Below are 19,086 nucleotides of genomic sequence, written 5' to 3'. Positions count from 1 at the left end.
CTGGTGGTTTGGAGATTTAACGAAGAAATCTTCAGGCTTAGTCTAAAAAAAGAGGAACCTTAAGTAAGATTCCTCCTGCATTCTGAAATTTTGCTGAAGCTATTCACTTTTGGCAAATTCATCGGCCAGTTTATTAAACTGTGCATCACTTGTTTTTCCTGAAGTAATAACGGTTCTGTACCTGAAGGTTACAGACTGATTTGGTTCAAGCGTATAATTCAATTCTTTTTTACCGTTTGTAAAAACCTTTTCTCCGAGCGGGTTAGCAGCAAATAAACCATAACCTCTTGCATGCCAATACGTTGGATAATTTACATTTTTAGGGTGATCAATAATACAAATTGAAATATCTTCATTTTTGATTTTTCCGCCTAAATTAGCCCATCTTGCCCTTGTACTCCAGGCAGCTTCTCCATCTATATTTTCGCTGGTATGGTATTTCCCGGTAATTCCTGTATTATCAAGCTTATCTACTTTTGTCTGAATACCATTAGCATCTACAAAAACATCAGGTTTATCAGAAGGATGCTCCAATTCACGGGCCACACGGATTGCAAACATTCCGTCTTTCACATCATTGAAGACAACCTTTTCATTCAGAGCTGTTAATGTTGTAATACGATCTATGATTCTCTGATCTCCGTTTGCATGGAAAACGTAGGTAGTTTTTTCCTTCAATAAAGTCTTTCCTTTTCCATCCGTGTCGATCCAGTCAGCAGTAACCTTTAAAGTAGCTTTGCCGTAACCTCCGTTTGTCTGCACAATTCCGGTATGTTTGATTGTTCCATATTTTGATCTGTCTTTAATAGCAGTCGAGTTATTCCAGAAATCAAAGCCATTCACCGACTCATAATTAAGCCACATGCCTACATGGTGCGGGTGATCTACACGCTCGCCTGCTCTGGTAGCAAACGGATATCCCCTGGTAATAGTTGTTCCTTTTGAGGTTAAAATCGGGAACAAAACAGGCTTTTTCAGGATAGAATCACTTGGAAAGAAATAATCAGTAAACGGTTTTCCATCCACTAATACATTAATCTTATGTTCAGCATCCTTAATAACAAGTTGAATCCGGTCTTTTTTATTTTGTGCATATAATCCTGTACCAAACAAGGTCAGAGCAGCCATTATAAAGTAACGTTTCATAAATTACAGATTTAAAAGAATTGGTTGTGAATTAAACGATTTAATAACCAAAGTTGAAATAATGCATTTTTTACTCAAAATAAAGAGTATTATTCATACTAAAAGACACTGGTACTCCCCTTAGTTTCAATAAAAAAGCCGGGCAGATTGCCCGGCTTTCAGATAAGCATGTTAAATTAATACCCCGGGTTTTGTGGGAATCCGGATGCTCCTCCCTGCGATCTGTCGATCTGCGTCTGAGGAATCGGTCTCAAAACGTGAGTATCTTTAATATTCGCTGCAGCATCAGAGTTATATTGTTTAACTCTTGGAACAAGATTTCCCCAACGTTTCAAATCTAACCAGCGGGTTTGTTCACCAAGCAATTCACGACCACGTTCTTCCATCAGGAAATCCATTGTCATCTGTGCCTGAGTTATTTCCATAGCCGATTCTTTTCCCGGCCAGGCCGCACGGCGGCGAACCATATTGATAGCATCTGTTGCTTCTTTAGTTTTGCCTTGCAACAACTGCGCTTCTGCTAAAATCAAATATGTATCAGCTAAACGGAAAGCTAAATAATCACGGCTACCAGCTTCGTATGTTTTATCAGGACGAAGCGGATCCATAAATTTAACCAATGTCGGGAAAAGCGCCTGGTTATATAAACTTGGTACCAGAACCTGATAAGGTTTTGCTGCACGCTGAGCCAGAGTCCATTCTACTCCAGGAATATAAATGGTTGTATCACCCGGTTTGAAAGTCACAGATTTTTTAGAGTTATCAAATACGTTGGTAAATGTTCCTCCGGCTGTGTTACACAACCAGGTATCTCTGAATGTCTTTTTATAACGGCTATCGTTCACACGATCTTTAAATACAGTCTCCAAAGCATAAGTAGTAGGTTTCAAACGCTTAAATGGTCGGTCATAAATAATATCACGCTGCATACCGGCCTGAACATCGTATTGCATACCAAAATACAAGTGAAGTGTATTTCCGGCACCATCTGTCAATGGATCTGAAGTATATTGAATAGAGAAAATCACCTCATCATTGATCTCTCCGGCACCTTGCGTAAATACACTGGCAAAGTCAGGTAATAATTTGAAACCGTAACTGCTGATTACAGTCTGGGCATAAGTAGCAGCCTTTGCATAATCATCAGAAGCTTTTGCAGAAGAAGTTGCTTTTGTCAGATAAACACGGGCTAACAAATGCTCAGTAGCAGCTTTAGTGGCACGGCCATAGTCTGACGCTTTTGCTGTTTTTTCCAGATCAGGCAATGCAGCTTCCAAATCAGCAATAATTGCTTTATACATATCTGCTTCAGAAGCTCTCTTTGTTACTTTAGTTGGTACAACTGTTTCAGAAAGGCGTAAATCTACCCCGCCGAATTGCTGTAACAGGATGAAGTAAAAATGAGCTCTCAGAAATTTCATTTCTGCAACTCTCTGTTTTTTAACCGCATCTGTAATTCCTGTGATTTTAGGAGCTCTGTCAATTACTGCATTACAGGTATTGATTCCTTTATAAGTTTCATCCCACAACTCCTGAATGATACTTACTGTACCGATTAATTGGGAATCATAGAAATGGAAACCTTTAAAACTACCATCAGCACCTGCCTGATAAAGGTCGGTACCGTATTCTGTCATGGTTACCCCTCTTTCTGTACCATAGAAACTTCTCAATGAAGAGTATGCAGCATTCACTGCAGCATTGAAGCCGGCAGCAGTATTAATGTAATCACTGCCAATGTTGGAGATTACTTCCTCCTTCAGAACATCTTTACATGATTGGCTGACAAACAAGCAGGCCAAAACACTTAAGGTTTTTATTGATTTTATAAAATATGAATGTTTCATTGTCTTTCGAATTAATAATTGTAAGTAATTGAGAGTCAACATTAATGACTTGAAGTTTTGAGTATTAATCCAAATACTTAGAACTTAACATTTAAACCAAATGTCATAACTCTTGTTGCAGGTGTAACGTCGTTGTTTACGTTTCCATCTGAAGTCTCAGGGTCAACACCGTTGTATTTTGAGCGGTATGATGAGAAAATAAATGGTTGCTGAATACTTGTGTAAAGACGTAACGACTGCATACCGAATTTCTTAGCAACTTTATCAGGGAAAGTATAACCGAAGTTAATGTTACGAACTTTCACGAATGAACCATCAAAATAAATGATTGCAGTGTTGTAAGCAGGGAATTCCTGGTTAAAGTTTGGTCTTGGGAATTCGTTAGTCGGATTGTTCGGAGTCCAGTAATCAACTTTAATCTGGTTGTAACGACCTTGAAGATAGTTACTGTTCTGGTGGAATTTACTCAAAATCATCTGACCTACGCGGGCATAGACAAAGAATGATAAATCAAAACCTTTGTAGCTGAAACGGTTTGTGATACCTCCGCTGAAATCAGGAATATCAGAACCTAACAATACGCGGTCATCTGCTGTAATTTTACCATCACCGTTTGTATCCTGTACTTTAATCTGTCCGACTGTACTTCCATAAGATTTAGCAAGATCTGCTTCGCTTGTCTGCCAGATACCTGCTTTTTTGTAATCATAGAATTCTGTAAGCGGATAGCCGATGAACCATTTGTTACCCGGATCATCAATTGCTCCGTTGTATAAAGAAAGAATTGCTTCTGAGTTTTTAGTGAATGTGAAATCAGTTGACCATTTGAATCCGCTTTTTGAATCAACGTTAACTGTTGACAAACTTAACTCAATACCTCTGTTACGGGTTTCACCAACGTTACGTGTAACTGAGTTGAAACCAACTGAAGTAGGCAATTGATCAGAAAGTAATAAATCTGTAGTATTTGTCTGATACAATTCCAATGAACCTGACAATCTTCCTCTGAAGAAACTAAAATCTACCCCTATGTTTTTAGAAGTTGATGTTTCCCATCTCAAATCAGGGTTACCGATTGTATTTGGACGATAACCGTATGCAGCAGTGTTATTCCATGCATAAGATGTACGGCCTAATAAACCTTGTGTCTGATACGGAGCAACCCCCTGGTTACCTACTGAACCATAGCTGGCACGGATTTTCAACTGGTCAAGGCTGGTAATATCTCTCATAAAAGGCTCATTACTCAAATTCCATGCTACTGCGATACCCGGGAAATTACCGTATTTGGTATTTTCTCCGAAACGGCTTGAACCATCACGACGAAGTGTCAGTGTCAGTAAGTATTTATCATTGTAGTCGTAGTTGATACGAGCCATATAAGAGTTCAATGTCCATTCAGTAAGTGAGCTCTTATAATCTAATACGGTACTTGCGTTACCTAAATTATAAAACTGCTGAGTTTCAACCGGAACGCCCTGTACACCGATACCAGTCACTTCATAATTGTCTCTCTGGATTGAGTGTAAAGCTGTAAAGAGGAAATTGTGAACTTTATTGAATCTTTTGCTGTAAGTAACAATGTTTTCAAGGGTATAGTTAAAGCCTAATCTTGTAGTATCAGCTGCTTTAGGGTTACCACCTTTGATATCATTCGTTTGCGCACCAATAAAACGGCCGATTCTTTGTGTATTAAAGTCAGGACCAAAGTTTACACGGTATTTCAAACCTTCAAGGATATTAACCTCAGCGTAAATACTATTGAAAATACGGTATTTTTTAGTTTCATCTACCTGAGCACCCGGAACAAGTTCTGCCATCGGGTTTGTAAGCAAAGCATCACTGGTTTGTGAGAAAATGATATTTCCCTGATCATCATATGCTTTAGCCAACGGGTTTTGAGCCAGCGTTGCACCATAAGGGCTTCTGTTAGCACCATTTCTCAAGCTGTACATCATATAAGAAGAAATACCGACTTTTACCGCTTTATTGATCTGGTGATCAATGTTAACACGAAGAGAGGTACGTGAATAATCCAACCCCGGAATAATACCTTTATCCTGGAAGAAACCACCTGAAATATAAAACTGAGTTTTTTCATTACCGCCCTGCACACCAATTGTATGGTTTTGCTGGAAACCCTGACGAAGCATCATTGACTGATAATCAGTTGTTCTGTTATTGGCAATACCATCTAATTCCACAGCTTCGAATAATTTTGAGTCAGCAAAAGCATCAGCTACTCCTGTCGGAACAAGGTTTCCGTTTGCATCTTTATAAGTACCGATTGTTCTGCGGGACTCACGTTTCATTTCGGCATATTCTGCTCCGTTAAAAAGTTTGATTTTATCCAAAGCATCTGTAACACCTACATAAGTATCATAGCTGATAACGGTCTTTCCTTTCGGCGCACCTCTTTTTGTTGTAATAAGTACAACTCCGTTTGCTCCTCTTGCTCCATAAATCGCTGTAGAAGAAGCATCTTTCAGAATTTCCATTGAAGCAACGTCATTTGGGTTAAGGTCTTCATAACCACCTGCCAAAGGAATACCATCTACTACATAAAGAGGATCGTTACCAGCGTTAAATGAACGACGACCACGAATCAATACTTTCGGAACTGTACCAGGTTTACTACCTGACTGTGCAACGTCCACACCGGCAACGCGTCCCTGCATAGCCTGTCCCAGGTTGGTAATCGGCATTTCAGTGATTTGCTTTGCCGTAACAGATGAGATAGCTCCGGTCAACTGGCTTTTCTTTTGAGTACCATAACCTACTACCACTACTTCACTTAATGATTTGATGTCAGATTCAAGTACTACGTTAATAACACTTTTTGAGCCAACGGTTATTTCCTGTGAGTTAAATCCGACTGCACTGAAAACAAGTACGGCTTTATTATTAGCTACAGAAATTTTAAAATTACCTTCTCCGTCAGAATTAGTACCCTTCGTTGTACCTTTTACTGAAATACTCACGCCCGGAACACCTTTTCCATCCTCTGCCCCGGTGACAGTCCCCGAGACATTGATCTGCCCGAAGCTGGATAGGCTTATCAGAACGCCAACGGTGCCTAATAACCACTTTTGTAATAGTTTTTTCATAGGATTTTTTGTTTTAGTATATGTTTATTTTTTATTAATTGTTTTACAGATCGATTCCCAGAGCTTGTCAATTTCAGTTTCGTCGAGCTGGTCCTCTGTCTGTTCTTTTTGAATTAATTCTTTGGCTAACTCCATTTCAGGGATTTTTTGTGGAAAAAATAGTTGAAACGTTTTCCAGAAATCTGAAAGTACCTGATCATCCGGGTTCCTGACCCAATGAATAAATTCCTTATCCGAGATAAAATCTTCGACTTGAAATTGCTTAATACTGGCAAACCTCTTTTGATTCATAAAATTTCACTATTCTAAGAATAATTTACACTTTATACCCAAAGCCAAGCCCCCTGGTTTTCTACTCAAAAGATTTAAAAAAAATGAAAGTTGGAACTTAGTATTATGCAGATGCTACTACATGAAGATGTCCGATACTGACTGTACGTTAAAATATTAAAGAGGTTTCAAATTCAGCATGAGCGGCAATAAATTACCGCTACCAATGTTTTTGTCAGTTCAAAATCAGCATATTAGCAAAGGATTAATAAAACAGGAAGTACAGAGTTTTCTCAGAGTAATTGCAACAAAGCAATTATTCCGTAATAATTATGACTCTTTAAGTACGGGAAGAAATCGGATTAATACCAGGCCAGCTGTTCACCCCGGAGATGTTCCTTCAGAATTTTCAAGGCTCCGAAAATCAGATTATAAACAGACTGAGGATTAATTTTCATGAAAGTTGAAATCTGATCAGTATCCATGTCATGAAAGTAACGAAGAGAAAGTGCCTCTTTCTGACGTTTACTTAAAAACCGGAAAGAATCATTCAGAAGAAAACCAACCTTATTTTCATCCTCAATAGAAAGCATGGCCGTTTCATGAGAAAGCACAAAATCAGGATTCTCGGAATAGTAATTCGCCTGATGCTGGAAATGTTTCTGCTGATTTTCCAGTTGACGAACTAATTTTCTTTTGATTGAAGCCATCAGATAATATTTAATCGAAGTAGTCTTGCCTATTGTAGCATGATTTCTCCACAATTCCACAAACAAATCATGCAAACAATCTTTTATAAGTTCACGGTCCTGGGTTATACCTGTACTGTAACTATAAAGCACATTTACATAGCTTTTGTAAATCTTAGTAAATGCTTCATGGTCACCTGTTCTGAAAGCATCCCATAACGCTTCTTCGTCGTAAATTTTAGTCATTGATTTTTGAGGAAAAGTAAAATTTTTATCCATCTTGGTTTTGTCTTCAATTAGGTCTCTGAAAATGGAAATAGCCCCGTTTTCCTGAATCCTTTCACTAATTTAATAGTATAAAATAGTATTATTCAAGGCTTTTTTTGAATATTTTTCTGTAAACGTTTACGGAAACGTTTACATTCAGAATTTCAGAAAAACTTATTTTTAAAGCTGAAAACAAAAGATTCTTTTCCCTAATTAAATGACCGCATCTGATTTCAAAAACAAATCGCCCTAATTACAGCATATCATTTTTTAATCGGCAATGAAATTCTGCTTCATTGATTATATTTGTGTAACCGAAATACTTCAATTAACAAAAGGCAATTCGGGATAATTTTTATTTACTTCATTACCTAAAAATCAAAACTCTATGAGGAAACTCTTCAGAACCATTTGTTTATTATGGTTGTCAGCAGTAGCATTACACGCTCAGACACTCACCTTCCCTAGAAATGGTGTTCAGGACGAAAGACCTAACCTGTACGCCTTTACAAATGCCACAATCATTCAGGATGCCGGTACTACAATTGAAGGAGCTACTCTTTTAATTAAAGGTTCTGTTATCGAAGCGGTAGGCAAAAACATTGCTATTCCCGCCGGAACCACCATTATTGATCTGAAAGGCAAACGGATTTATCCTTCCTTTGTTGAACCCTATTCTTCCTATGGTTCACCTGAAACCAAAAAAGAAGCAAGAGCTTTCAGAGGAGATCCCCAATTCGAATCTAAAAAACCGGGAGCTTATAACTGGAATCAGGCTATTCTTCCGGAAAATGATGCGGCAGCTCTTTTCACAGGAAATTCAGCTCAGGCTGAAGAATTAAGAAAACTCGGGTTCGGAGCAGTAGTATCTCATATTCAGGATGGTATTGTAAGAGGAACGTCTTCCTTGATTGCCCTGATTGACGGAAGAGACCAGGAAGCTTTGTTAAAAAGTAAGGTTTCTGCACATTATTCTTTCTCAAAAGGGAGCTCAACGCAAGATTATCCTAATTCATTGATGGGTTCTGTTGCGCTGCTCCGCCAGACATACTATGATGCGGATTGGTATAAAAAAGCAAAGAAAAACACGGAATTCAACATCTCATTAGATGCCTTTAACCAGAATCAGGGTATTCCGCAGGTTTTTGAAGCAAATGACAAACTCAATATTCTTCGTGCTGAAAAAATAGCCAAAGAATTTGGCGTTCAATATATTTACAAAGGTTTTGGTGATGAATACCAAAGAATTGATGATATTAAAGCAAGCGGAGCAGCTTTAATAATTCCACTGAATTTTCCTTCTGCCTATGATGTTGAAGATCCTTTTGATGCAAGTGTAGTTACATTGGCAGAAATGAAACACTGGGAGCTGGCTCCGGCAAATGCATCCTATTTAGCCAAAGCTAATATTCCTTTTGCTTTTACCTCAAGCAATTTAAAGAACAAATCAGACTTTTTGACCAATCTGCGCAAAGCCGTTGAATATGGCTTAGATGAGAAAGCGGCTTTAGCAGCCCTGACTTCCGTACCTGCACAGCTTTTAAAAGTAGAAGATAAAGTAGGCAGCCTGAAACCGGGATTACTGGCCAATTTCTTAATCACTTCCGATAACATCTTTAAAGACGGAAGTATTGTTTATGAAAACTGGGTAAAAGGTAAAAAATATGTTTTGGCTGATTTGGCCGTTGCTGACCTTAGAGGAAATTATGATTTGATACTGGGTTCTAAATCTGGTTTAAAATTGAATATTTCCGGAAAGGCTGAAAAACCTGAATATCAGATTATCGTAACGGATTCTATCAAAGTAACGCCTAAAGTAAGCCGTTCAGGAAATCTCCTGACCTTTATTTTCAAGACGGATCCTAAGAAAGACAAGGGCGATACCAGAATCAGTGCATTATATGATAAAAATACCATCAAAGGCTCAGGTGAAAATGGCGAAGGTACATACACTTCATTTCTTGCCAGTTTAAAAGACGCTTACAAGGAGACTCCGGCGAAAGCTGATACAGCAAAGAAAGCGGTTCCTGAATTGGGAAAAATCACCTTCCCTTTTGGTACTTATGGCAGCGAAGAGAAGCCTAAAACCGAGACAATCCTTATTAAAAATGCTACGGTATGGACTAACGAAAAAGGAGGGATTCTTCAAAATACAGATGTTTTGCTTCAAAACGGAAAAATTGCACAGGTTGGTAAAAACCTTTCTTCAACCGGCGCAAAAGTAATTGACGGAACAGGAAAACATCTCACAAACGGAATTTTTGATGAACACTCTCATATTGCGCTGGTATCTGTCAATGAAGGCACACAATCTGTTTCTGCTGAAGTAAGAATGGAAGATGTTGTTAATCCGGAAGACGTAAACATTTATCGTCAGCTGGCCGGTGGAGTTACTTCTTCTCAGTTATTACATGGTTCTGCTAATTGCATTGGCGGTCAGTCAGCTATTATTAAATTAAAGTGGGGAGAAACGGCTGAAGCAATGAAGATTAAAAACATGGATGGCTTTATCAAATTTGCTTTAGGAGAAAACGTAAAACAGGCAAACTGGGGAGATCGTGCAAGAATCAGATTCCCTCAAACCAGAATGGGTGTGGAACAGGTGATGATGGATGCATTCCTCAGAGCAAAAGAATACGAAAAATCATGGAATGACTACAATAAGGCTGCGAATAAAGCCTCTTTAACACCTCCCCGCCGTGATTTGGAATTAGATGCTTTGGTTGAAATTCTCAATAAAAAACGTTTCATTACCTGTCACTCATATGTACAGTCTGAGATTAACATGCTGATGAAAGTAGCTGATTCTTTAGGTTTCAAAATAAACACTTTCACACATATCCTCGAGGGTTATAAAGTTGCGGATAAAATGAAAGCGCATGGAGCAAGCGGTTCGACTTTCTCCGACTGGTGGGCTTATAAAATGGAAGTAAAAGAAGCCATTCCTTTTAACGCTGCGTTGATGTCTAAAGTCGGAATTAACACTTCTATCAACTCTGATGATGCTGAAATGGCTCGTCGTTTGAATCAGGAAGCCGCAAAAACCGTATTGTATGGCGGAATTTCAGAAGAAGAAGCCTGGAAAATGGTAACCTTAAATCCTGCTAAAATGATGCACCTCGACAGCCGTATGGGAAGTATCAAAGCTGGCAAAGAAGCTGATGTTGTTCTATGGAACAACAATCCGCTCTCTGTATATGCAAAACCTGAAAAAAGTATTATCGACGGAGCTATCTATTTTGACATCGAAAAAGACCTTGTCTTACGTGAAAAAATTGCCTCTGAGCGTAATCGCTTAATCCAGAAAATGCTGAGTGCAAAAGCAGGTGGTGCTGCTACCGTGAAACCTGAAGGTAAAAAGGCCAAATTAATGCATTGTGATACCATGGAAGAAGGAAGTGTTATCGTAGGAGCCGATGCTGAGACTACACACAGCGATTCAGGAAAATAATAATTCAAAAATTGACGACAATCAGATGAAAAACATCAAAAATATATTCAAAATCTTAATGCTGGGAGGTTTGGGTTTCCTTGGAAATTCATCTTATGCGCAGAATCAGGCTCCTGGTGGACCTCAGGGAAAAGCAATTGCACTCACCGGTGCAACAATTCACGTTGGAAATGGTCAGGTAATTTCAAATGGTACGATTGTTTTTGACAAAGGAAAAATCACTGCAGTTGGAGATGCTTCTACAAATTTTGACAAAACCAATACCGAAATAATCAATGTTTCCGGAAAACATGTTTATCCTGGCTTGATTTCTCCGGCCAATCAATTAGGTATGGTTGAAATCTCGGCTGTAAGAGCGACGGATGACCAAACAGAAGTTGGTGCCATTAACCCTCACGTGAGATCTTTAATTGCCTATAACACCGACTCAGAGCTGATTCCTACAGTAAGAGGAAATGGTATTTTACTTACTCAGGCGACACCGCTTGGAGATATTATCACCGGGATGTCATCTGTAATGCAATTAGATGGCTGGAACTGGGAAGATGCTGTTTTAAAGAAAGATGACGGTGTACATTTGAACTGGGTAGGTTATTTCAAACGTGAACTCAACGTTGAGACTTTTACTTTTATCCAAAAGAAAAACGATAAGCGTGATGAACAGCTGAGAGAAATTGATAAAACCTTTAATGATGCCATTGCCTATGCACAAATCAAAAATCCTTTTCCGGTTAATGTAAAAATGGAAGCGATGAAGGGTTTGTTTGACGGAAGCAAAAACCTGTACATCGGAGCAGATTATGCCAAAGAAATTCTTGAAGCAGTACAGTTTGCCAAGTCAAAAGGTGTTAAGAAAATCGTTATCATCGGCGGAGAAGAATCATTATCGGTGGCTGATTTCCTGAAGGAAAACAGTATTCCTATCATTGTAAATACTACTCACCGTTTACCAAACCGTCCGGATGATGACACGGACTTACCTTATAAATTACCTCAGTTATTGTCGCAAAAAGGTGTGTTGGTCGGTTTAGGTTATATCGGTCTTAACTGGCGTACCCGCAATCTGCCATTCCTTGCCGGAACAGTAGCAGGCTACGGTATGAGCAAAGAAGACGCTTTGAAACTGATTACTTCAAATACCGCTAAAATCCTGGGAATTGACGAAGTAGTAGGAACGCTTGAAAAAGGCAAACATGCTACACTTGTTGTTTCAGAAGGAGATTTGCTGGATATGCGCACCGCTAAAGTTGAGCAGGCTTTTATTCAGGGCAAGAAAGTTGACCTTGATGATAAGCAAAAACGTCTTTACCGAAAATACGCTGAAAAGTACGGTAAATAGTTATAAATATCTCTGGAGTGAAAGCCCGTTTCAAGTTGAAACGGGCTTTCACTTTTTATAATCTTTCAGGCTTTGCTGAAAACAGATACTGTTAATTATTCAAATAATATTTCATAAATTCCCTTTTATAAAATCAATGTCAGATTCATAAACCAATTCAAGCCATTTAACTAAATGCTTCTTAAAAACATACGCATCTTCTGTTTATTGCCCGCTCTTATTCTGTTTTTCAAGGCAGAAGCGCAGAATAACACTTTGATTGCCCCGGATATTCTCACTTATAAATGGAAGGCAGAATGGATTGCCCCTCCTGGCGTTTCTCTAAAAGATTTTGGAGTATTTCACTTCAGGAAAACCTTCGAATTATCTCAGAAACCCAAAAGTTTTGTCGTACATGTTTCAGGAGACAATCGTTATCGCTTATTTGTAAACGGACATTATGCACTTGCAGGACCTGCAAGAGGAGATTTAATGCATTGGAATTTTGAAACTATTGATATTGCACCATTTCTTCATGCGGGTACCAATGTGATAGCTTCGGTAGTCTGGAATTTCGGAGAAGATAAACCCTGGGCGCAAATCAGCAATAAAACAGCCTTTATTTTACAGGGAAATTCAGAAAATGAAGCTATACTTAACACCAATAAAAGCTGGAAGGTTACAGAGAATAAAGCCTATAAAAGCATCCCCATAGATGGTGCAAAAATGCAGGCTTTCATGGTAACAGGCTGCGGAGAAGATGTTTCCGCCTCCGCTTATATTTTCGGATGGGAAAAACCTGAATTTTCAGATATTTCCTGGCAAAATGCCAAAGGACTAGAGCCAGGTTTTCCATACGGGGCAGGAACAGGAGCCGGCTGGTATCTGGTTCCCAGGCAAATTCCTCAAATGGAGGAAAAAGAACAGGAAATTCAGGAAATCAGAAGAGTCAGCGGTTTAACATCTCCGATTCATACCGACTGGTTAAAAGGCAAAGGGATACTGACTATTCCGGCGAAATCTAAAGTCACCATTTTACTGGATCAATCTTTTGAAACAACAGCCTATCCGGAACTCAGCGTTTCAGGAGGTAAAAACGCTTCAGTAAAACTAACTTATGCGGAAGCTTTAATCGATGCGAAAAGACAAAAAGGTAACAGGAATGTCATAGAAGGAAAAGAGATTTCAGGCAATTATGATATTTTCAGACCGGACGGAACTGCACTGCGAACCTTCAGACCTTTGTGGTTCCGGACTTACCGTTATATAGAACTGAACATTGAAACCCAAAATGATCCGCTTATTATTAATTCTTTCAAAGGGATCTTCACGGCTTATCCTTTTGAAGAAAAAGCATCTTTTTCAAGCAATGACCAGAATCTGAAAAATATCTGGAATGTAGGCTGGCGTACGGCACGCTTATGCGGAGGCGAAACGTATTTCGATTGCCCCTATTACGAACAATTGCAATATACCGGAGATACCAGGATTCAGTCATTAATCTCACTCTATGTAAGCGGCGACGATAGATTGATGCGAAAAGCATTAACGGATTTTGATAATTCGATGTTATCGGAAGGGCTTACGCAAAGTCGTTATCCATCCAATATTGTACAGGTGATTCCTCCTTTCTCCCTTTTTTGGGTTTCTATGAATTATGATTATTGGATGCACAGAAAAGATGATGCCTTTTTAAAGCATTTTTTACCAAATATTGAGAAGGTTTTAGCTTGGTATGAACAAAGAATTGATCCTCATAAAAACATGCTCGGACCAATGCGCTGGTGGAATTTTGCTGATTGGAATACTACCTGGCCCTGGGACTCAAAGAAAGATAACGGAGGTGTTCCTGAAGGGGCTTCTGATGGCAATTCTTCAATCCTGACTTTTCAATTTGCCTACACGTTAAAACAAGCCTCCGCTTTGTTTGAGTATTTTGGCAATAAAGAAAGAGCTATTTATTACCGGACCTTAGCCGATGTGCTGGCAAAATCAACCTACGAACTTTGCTTAGATGAAAACAGGAAAGTAGTTGCCAATACTCCTGAAAAGAAAACATTCAGTCAGCATGCTTCAATCTTTGCTGTACTTTCCGGAGCTGTACCCAGAACGGAAGAACGGGCTTTGATGGAGAAAGTTTTAAATGACCAGTCTTTAAGTCAGGCTACTTTTTATTTCAGATTTTATCTGACACAGGCTTTGAAAAAAGCCAATATGTCTGACAAATATTATGAATCATTAACTCCCTGGAGAGAAATGCTGAAGTTAGGGCTTAGTACTTTCGCAGAAAATCCGGAGCCTGTCAGATCAGACTGCCATGCCTGGTCTTCTTCTCCTAATTATGATTTTCTGGCAACAATCTGTGGGATTATGCCGGAACAACCGGGTTTTGAAGAAGTCCGGATTCAACCTGCATTTGGAGAATTGGATAAAATTGAAGGCAAAATGCCACATCCGAATGGTCAGATTTCCGTAAAACTGAGCAGGAAAGGAAATGGCGTTAATGGAGAAATTATCCTTCCCGATAATGTTTCCGGAAAATTTGTCTGGAAAGGAAAAATCCAGCCTTTAAAAGCGGGCTTCCAAACTATAAGTATTGAGTAATTGTGTTCAAAAAAATCCTGCTTACAATCAAAAAGCTGTAAGCAGGATTTTTACTGAGATTCGCCGCAAATACTATCTCGCCACTTCAATTTTATATTTCTTACCTTTCATTTTTTCTTCTCTGATGCGGTTAAGTAAATCTTTTACTTTTTGTTTTTTAACCGCCGCAAATGAGATAAAATCTTTTACTTCGATAAGACCCAGATCTTCTTTTTCAAGTTTCCCTTTTTGGGAGAAAAAGCCTACAATATCGACCTTATTAATCTTATTCTTTTTACCTCCGCTGATGTAAATGGTCAAAAACTCCGGAGGCTGAGGCAGAGGGTTATTCTCTGAAAGGCTCAGTTCTTCCAGGGAATCATCTACATAAGCCGGACGGTGTTCATTTCTGTGAAAAATCAGATAAGCCGTGCCTGAAGAATGCATCCGGGCAGTTCTGCCATTTCTATGCACAAATTCATGCTCCTGTAAAGGCAGATGATAATGAATAACATGCTTCATTTCCGGAATATCAAGTCCTCTGGCTGCCAGATCGGTTGTTACCAGATAATTGACGCTTCCGTTTCTGAATTGAATCAAGGCCCGTTCGCGGTCATCCTGATCCATTCCACCATGATAAAACGCAGAGTAAATCCCAGATTCGTTCAGTAATTCACTCGTACGCTCGGCAGCATCTCTGTGATTACAAAAAATCAAAGCTGCTTCTGAGTTTAAAGAACAGATCAAATCAAATAATGTATTGACTTTATCCTTTTCTTCAGAAATTACTATTTTCATCTCCAATCCTGTCTTAACTTCTTCCTTAGGAATGAAATTAAGCAGTGTTGGTGAAGAAACTCCGGCAAATTCAGGAATTTTAATCCCGGCAGTAGCCGAAACCAAAACCCGCTTTTTAAGCTTACTGAGTCCCACGATAATAAAGGACATCTGATCCTGAAAACCCAAATCGAGCGACTTATCAAATTCATCCAATACGAGCGTATGAATGCCGGAAAGAGAAAAAGTTTTTCTGGTTAAATGATCTGCAATTCTTCCCGGAGTACCAATGAGTAAAGCCGGAGGATTACTCAGATTTTGTATTTCTGTGGCCATCGCATGCCCGCCGTAGCAAACATTCACTTTAAAACCCGTAGCCATTTTCTTCCAAACCTGTTCGATTTGGATAGCCAGTTCTCTCGATGGTGTGAGAATAAGGCATTGAACTGCATTTTTATCAGGATTAAGCAATTGCAGAACCGGCAAAAGAAATCCCAGTGTTTTTCCGGAACCTGTCGGTGAAAGTAAAAGTGTATTTCTGTCGTTAAGAATTGCCTTTTGAGCTGCTTCCTGCATTGGATTAAGAGACGGTATCCCTAAATTCGACAAAACTTGTTGAATCTGATTATTGGTTTGCATACCACAAAGGTAATACTAAAAGAGTTGATGAAGTTCTTTTTTTAGTTCTGACACAAATCCGGCAAGTCACTAAAGCAATTTCTTACGAACTCTTTTAATTTTCTGTTTAAAGTCTTCCAGGACTTCTTTTTCTACTATGTCGTCGGGAATTTCAGGAATTTCCGACTCATCATAGTCATCATCTTCGACTTCAGATAATTGAGGAATGTCGGCTTCCGGAATATTTTCTCTGATTTTTTCCAGGTCTATACTTTTAAGGGCATCTTCCCTGGACTGGCCGATGATCGGGATATCCCATGTTTTTTCCTCCTGATTCGGTGTTGCAGTTCCCTCTTCCGCTGCATTACTGATTTGTTCGAAATGATTTTGAAAAAATCGTTTCCACTTTCCTTTCATAATTTTAATTTAAGATGGCTTAGTAGCAAAAATCACAAATAACTATACCATCAAACAGTGAATAATGTTTTGGGAAATTTTATTCTCAGGCGGAAAATTTATTCTCAAACTGTAGATTTTAAGGTAATTTGCAAAACAAAATGACAATTTTAGCAAGAAAATCATCATGATTCCGGTAAAAGACTTATTATTTTTTGCATTGGCAGCATTTGGACTGGTGATTAGTCCGGGACCGAACATGATTTATCTTATTTCCCGGTCAATAACACAGGGGAGAAAAGCGGGGCTTATTTCATTGATTGGCGTAATTTGCGGTTTCCTGTTCCATATTGTTATGGTCTCGGCAGGCTTAACCGCCGTGCTCTTTGCCGTTCCTGTGGCTTATTCAATTCTAAAAACTTTAGGCGTATTTTACCTTTTATATCTTGCCATTCAGGCGGTAAAACCAGGCAGCAAGGGGATTTTTGAAATGAGAAGTGATTTAAAAGAAGACAGATCAGTGAAACTTTTCAGCATGGGATTCTTTACCAATGTACTGAACCCCAAAGTTGCTGTGTTTTATTTATCTTTCTTTCCGCAATTCATAAAACCGGAATATGGTTCTGTTCTGTTACAAAGTCTTCAGTTAGGTCTGACGCAGATTTCGGTAAGTTTTACGGTAAATGCTATTATCGTTTTATCGGCGGCCAGAACTGCTGTCTGGTTTGCACAAAATCCTGCCTGGATAAAAATACAGAAATGGTTTATGGCAGGAATTTTAGCAGGATTGGCCTTAAAAATGGCTTTCAGTAAATCAAAATAAAGTTTTTGAGTCTTAAGCCTTTGGTGAATTTACCGGAGAATTTTTCTTTTCTTCCTTCGGGCCTCTCAGGTGAATAACCAAACCGTTGAGAAAATTCCTAAGAATCTGATCTCCGCAAGGTTTATAATTAGGATGGTCTTCACTTCTGAAAAATGCACCAATCTCCGCTTTGGAAACCCTGAAATTCACCAGTTTAAGAATCTCTACAATCTCATCGTCTCTCAATTGAAGAGCCACTCTGAGTTTCTTTAAAATATCGTTGTTTGACATAATTTTGAAAGGATTTATTACGCAAAGTTAACTTTTCCTTCCGGATTTCCTGCAAAATGCATGTTCTTACGATACCTCGCAATTCATCATACAGTTTTTGAAAAAAGCCTTTCTTCAGATTTTCCTCTTAACATCCTTTTGTCAAAAGCCATGCAAATATTTCGGAGAAAAGCCTTCCCTTTTTCGGTAACAATCAGGTTATTTCCTGTCATTTTCAATAAACCATCGGCTTCAAAATCAGCCATTTTTTCCATGAAAACATTTTTTTCCTCAAAATCCCGGTCATCTTCATTTATCTGTACGGATAAATTACACATAATATCAAGAATCTGTTTTCTGGTAACAAGATCTTCATCGGAAAGTATATGGCCTTTCACAACCGGCAGTTGGTTTGCATTAATCATTGCATAATATTTATCCAGATCTTTGGTATTCTGGGCAAAACCATACCATGAATCACTGATAGAAGAAACCCCTAAGCCAATCAGCACTTTGGTCTGGCTGGTGGTATAACCCATAAAGTTTCTGTGCAGCTGCTGATTCCCTGCGGCTGCAAACATCTTATCTCCCGGAAGTGCAAAATGGTCCATTCCTATTTCAGAATATCCTGCTTTTTCGAATAAATCCCTGCCCGTTTCATATAATTCTCTCTTCAAAACAGCTGAGGGTAAATCCTCCTCTCTGTAACCTCTTTGTCCGTTTCCTTTCAGCCAGGGCACATGCGCATAGGAATAAAAAGATAACCTGTCGGGTTTAAGTGCAATCGTTTTCTCAATCGTATCAATTATTCCTGATAACTTTTGAAAAGGCAATCCATAAACTAAATCATGGCTTATGGAGTCATATCCGATTTCCCGGCTCCAATCTGTTACCTTTCTGACATGTTCAAAAGGCTGAATGCGATGAATAGCTTTCTGAACTATCGGATCATAATCCTGTACACCGAAACTTACCCTCCTGAAACCAAGATCATACAATTTTTGTAAGTGTCCGAAAGTGGTATTATTAGGATGTCCTTCAAAACTGAATTCAAAATCTTTTGAAAGACTGACCGTATTGAGAATCCCCAGCAAAAGCTTTTCCAGTGATTCCGCTGAAAAAAAAGTCGGCGTCCCGCCACCGAGATGTATTTCTGAAACTATCGGTTTCTCATCAAAATACCCTGCATAGAGACTCCATTCTTTTAATAAAGCCTGAATATAGGGCATTTCCACTGCATGATTTTTTGTAATGCGCTTATTGCAACCACAGAATGTACAAAGACTCTCGCAATAGGGTAAATGAATATAAAGACTGATTCCTTTCTCTGAATTAGTCTGAGAAAATGCCTTTTTTAAAGACCCGATCCATAATTCCTCCTTAAAATCAGCTGTCTGCCAGTAAGGTACAGTTGGGTAACTCGTATAGCGCGGTCCGGGGACATTGTATTTCTCTATAAGATTCTGCATGGTTTTCAGGGAATTATGATCTGACATTTTCTGAGAACAAAATTACCTGCTGCAATCTTTCCGCTTAATGACTTTT

Annotated in this window: 13 protein-coding genes; 4 read left to right on the top strand and 9 right to left on the bottom strand. The window is 38.9% G+C overall.

Annotated elements, in window-relative coordinates:
• Positions 1 to 99: 99 nt before the first annotated feature.
• The 5 genes from BM179_RS01415 to BM179_RS01395 all read right to left on the bottom strand — a co-directional run bounded on the left by BM179_RS01415 (position 100) and on the right by BM179_RS01395 (position 7,305).
• Complete coding sequence (locus BM179_RS01415; protein WP_092011012.1) at positions 100 to 1,146, bottom strand: DUF6807 domain-containing protein; 1,047 nt, start codon at positions 1,144 to 1,146, stop codon at positions 100 to 102.
• Positions 1,147 to 1,322: 176 nt separating this feature from the next.
• A complete protein-coding gene (locus BM179_RS01410) occupies positions 1,323 to 2,993 on the bottom strand; it encodes a RagB/SusD family nutrient uptake outer membrane protein (protein ID WP_092011009.1) in 1,671 nt (556 codons plus the stop codon).
• A 77-nt stretch (positions 2,994 to 3,070) separates the two neighbouring features.
• Entirely contained in the window at positions 3,071 to 6,100 is a 3,030-nt protein-coding gene (locus BM179_RS01405) for a SusC/RagA family TonB-linked outer membrane protein (RefSeq protein ID WP_092011006.1), read from the bottom strand.
• 24 nt (positions 6,101 to 6,124) lie between these two features.
• Positions 6,125 to 6,391: a hypothetical protein gene (locus tag BM179_RS01400; protein ID WP_092011003.1), complete on the bottom strand. Its 267-nt coding sequence runs from the start codon at positions 6,389 to 6,391 to the stop codon at positions 6,125 to 6,127.
• Positions 6,392 to 6,732: 341 nt separating this feature from the next.
• Entirely contained in the window at positions 6,733 to 7,305 is a 573-nt protein-coding gene (locus tag BM179_RS01395; protein WP_177219270.1) for an RNA polymerase sigma factor, read from the bottom strand.
• A 409-nt stretch (positions 7,306 to 7,714) separates the two neighbouring features.
• On the opposite strand from BM179_RS01395, the gene BM179_RS01390 reads away from it, so the two are divergent.
• The 3 genes from BM179_RS01390 (at position 7,715) to BM179_RS01380 (ending at position 14,699) form a co-directional block, all read left to right on the top strand.
• The gene (locus BM179_RS01390; protein ID WP_092010996.1) at positions 7,715 to 10,777 is read left to right on the top strand and encodes an amidohydrolase family protein; all 3,063 of its coding nucleotides are present in this window, start codon (positions 7,715 to 7,717) and stop codon (positions 10,775 to 10,777) included.
• A 25-nt stretch (positions 10,778 to 10,802) separates the two neighbouring features.
• Complete coding sequence (locus BM179_RS01385) at positions 10,803 to 12,116, top strand: amidohydrolase family protein (RefSeq protein WP_092010993.1); 1,314 nt, start codon at positions 10,803 to 10,805, stop codon at positions 12,114 to 12,116.
• 174 nt (positions 12,117 to 12,290) lie between these two features.
• The gene (locus BM179_RS01380) at positions 12,291 to 14,699 is read left to right on the top strand and encodes an alpha-L-rhamnosidase-related protein (protein ID WP_092010990.1); all 2,409 of its coding nucleotides are present in this window, start codon (positions 12,291 to 12,293) and stop codon (positions 14,697 to 14,699) included.
• A 72-nt stretch (positions 14,700 to 14,771) separates the two neighbouring features.
• Here BM179_RS01380 and BM179_RS01375 read toward each other — a convergent pair whose 3' ends face one another.
• On the bottom strand, positions 14,772 to 16,094 hold the full coding sequence (locus tag BM179_RS01375; protein WP_092010987.1) for a DEAD/DEAH box helicase: 1,323 nt from the start codon (positions 16,092 to 16,094) through the stop codon (positions 14,772 to 14,774).
• 69 nt (positions 16,095 to 16,163) lie between these two features.
• Positions 16,164 to 16,490 carry a hypothetical protein gene (locus BM179_RS01370; protein WP_092010985.1) on the bottom strand — a complete coding sequence of 109 codons (327 nt, stop codon included), beginning with the start codon at positions 16,488 to 16,490 and terminating at the stop codon, positions 16,164 to 16,166.
• 166 nt (positions 16,491 to 16,656) lie between these two features.
• Between BM179_RS01370 and BM179_RS01365 the strand changes: the two genes are divergently transcribed.
• On the top strand, positions 16,657 to 17,292 hold the full coding sequence (locus BM179_RS01365) for a LysE family translocator (RefSeq protein ID WP_092010982.1): 636 nt from the start codon (positions 16,657 to 16,659) through the stop codon (positions 17,290 to 17,292).
• Positions 17,293 to 17,304: 12 nt separating this feature from the next.
• Here BM179_RS01365 and BM179_RS01360 read toward each other — a convergent pair whose 3' ends face one another.
• Positions 17,305 to 17,562: a DUF1456 family protein gene (locus BM179_RS01360; RefSeq protein WP_092010979.1), complete on the bottom strand. Its 258-nt coding sequence runs from the start codon at positions 17,560 to 17,562 to the stop codon at positions 17,305 to 17,307.
• A gap of 86 nt (positions 17,563 to 17,648) precedes the next feature.
• A complete protein-coding gene (gene hemN, locus BM179_RS01355; RefSeq protein WP_092011984.1) occupies positions 17,649 to 19,010 on the bottom strand; it encodes an oxygen-independent coproporphyrinogen III oxidase in 1,362 nt (453 codons plus the stop codon).
• Between the last annotated feature and the right edge of the window lie 76 nt (positions 19,011 to 19,086).

The sequence above is a fragment of the Pseudarcicella hirudinis genome (assembly GCF_900115665.1).
GTDB classification, from domain to species: domain Bacteria; phylum Bacteroidota; class Bacteroidia; order Cytophagales; family Spirosomataceae; genus Pseudarcicella; species Pseudarcicella hirudinis.
Note: the sequence above shows the minus strand (reverse complement) of the source record. Positions and strands in the feature narration are given on the sequence as shown.

What these genes read in the sequence shown, in the direction of transcription:
- BM179_RS01415 (WP_092011012.1), bottom strand. Translation starts at nt 1,146, where the DNA reads ATGAAACGTTACTTTATAATGGCTGCTCTGACCTTGTTTGGTACAGGA.
- BM179_RS01410 (WP_092011009.1), bottom strand. Translation starts at nt 2,993, where the DNA reads ATGAAACATTCATATTTTATAAAATCAATAAAAACCTTAAGTGTTTTG.
- BM179_RS01405 (WP_092011006.1), bottom strand. Translation starts at nt 6,100, where the DNA reads ATGAAAAAACTATTACAAAAGTGGTTATTAGGCACCGTTGGCGTTCTG.
- BM179_RS01400 (WP_092011003.1), bottom strand. Translation starts at nt 6,391, where the DNA reads ATGAATCAAAAGAGGTTTGCCAGTATTAAGCAATTTCAAGTCGAAGAT.
- BM179_RS01395 (WP_177219270.1), bottom strand. Translation starts at nt 7,305, where the DNA reads ATGACTAAAATTTACGACGAAGAAGCGTTATGGGATGCTTTCAGAACA.
- BM179_RS01390 (WP_092010996.1), top strand. Translation starts at nt 7,715, where the DNA reads ATGAGGAAACTCTTCAGAACCATTTGTTTATTATGGTTGTCAGCAGTA.
- BM179_RS01385 (WP_092010993.1), top strand. Translation starts at nt 10,803, where the DNA reads ATGAAAAACATCAAAAATATATTCAAAATCTTAATGCTGGGAGGTTTG.
- BM179_RS01380 (WP_092010990.1), top strand. Translation starts at nt 12,291, where the DNA reads ATGCTTCTTAAAAACATACGCATCTTCTGTTTATTGCCCGCTCTTATT.
- BM179_RS01375 (WP_092010987.1), bottom strand. Translation starts at nt 16,094, where the DNA reads ATGCAAACCAATAATCAGATTCAACAAGTTTTGTCGAATTTAGGGATA.
- BM179_RS01370 (WP_092010985.1), bottom strand. Translation starts at nt 16,490, where the DNA reads ATGAAAGGAAAGTGGAAACGATTTTTTCAAAATCATTTCGAACAAATC.
- BM179_RS01365 (WP_092010982.1), top strand. Translation starts at nt 16,657, where the DNA reads ATGATTCCGGTAAAAGACTTATTATTTTTTGCATTGGCAGCATTTGGA.
- BM179_RS01360 (WP_092010979.1), bottom strand. Translation starts at nt 17,562, where the DNA reads ATGTCAAACAACGATATTTTAAAGAAACTCAGAGTGGCTCTTCAATTG.
- hemN (WP_092011984.1), bottom strand. Translation starts at nt 19,010, where the DNA reads ATGCAGAATCTTATAGAGAAATACAATGTCCCCGGACCGCGCTATACG.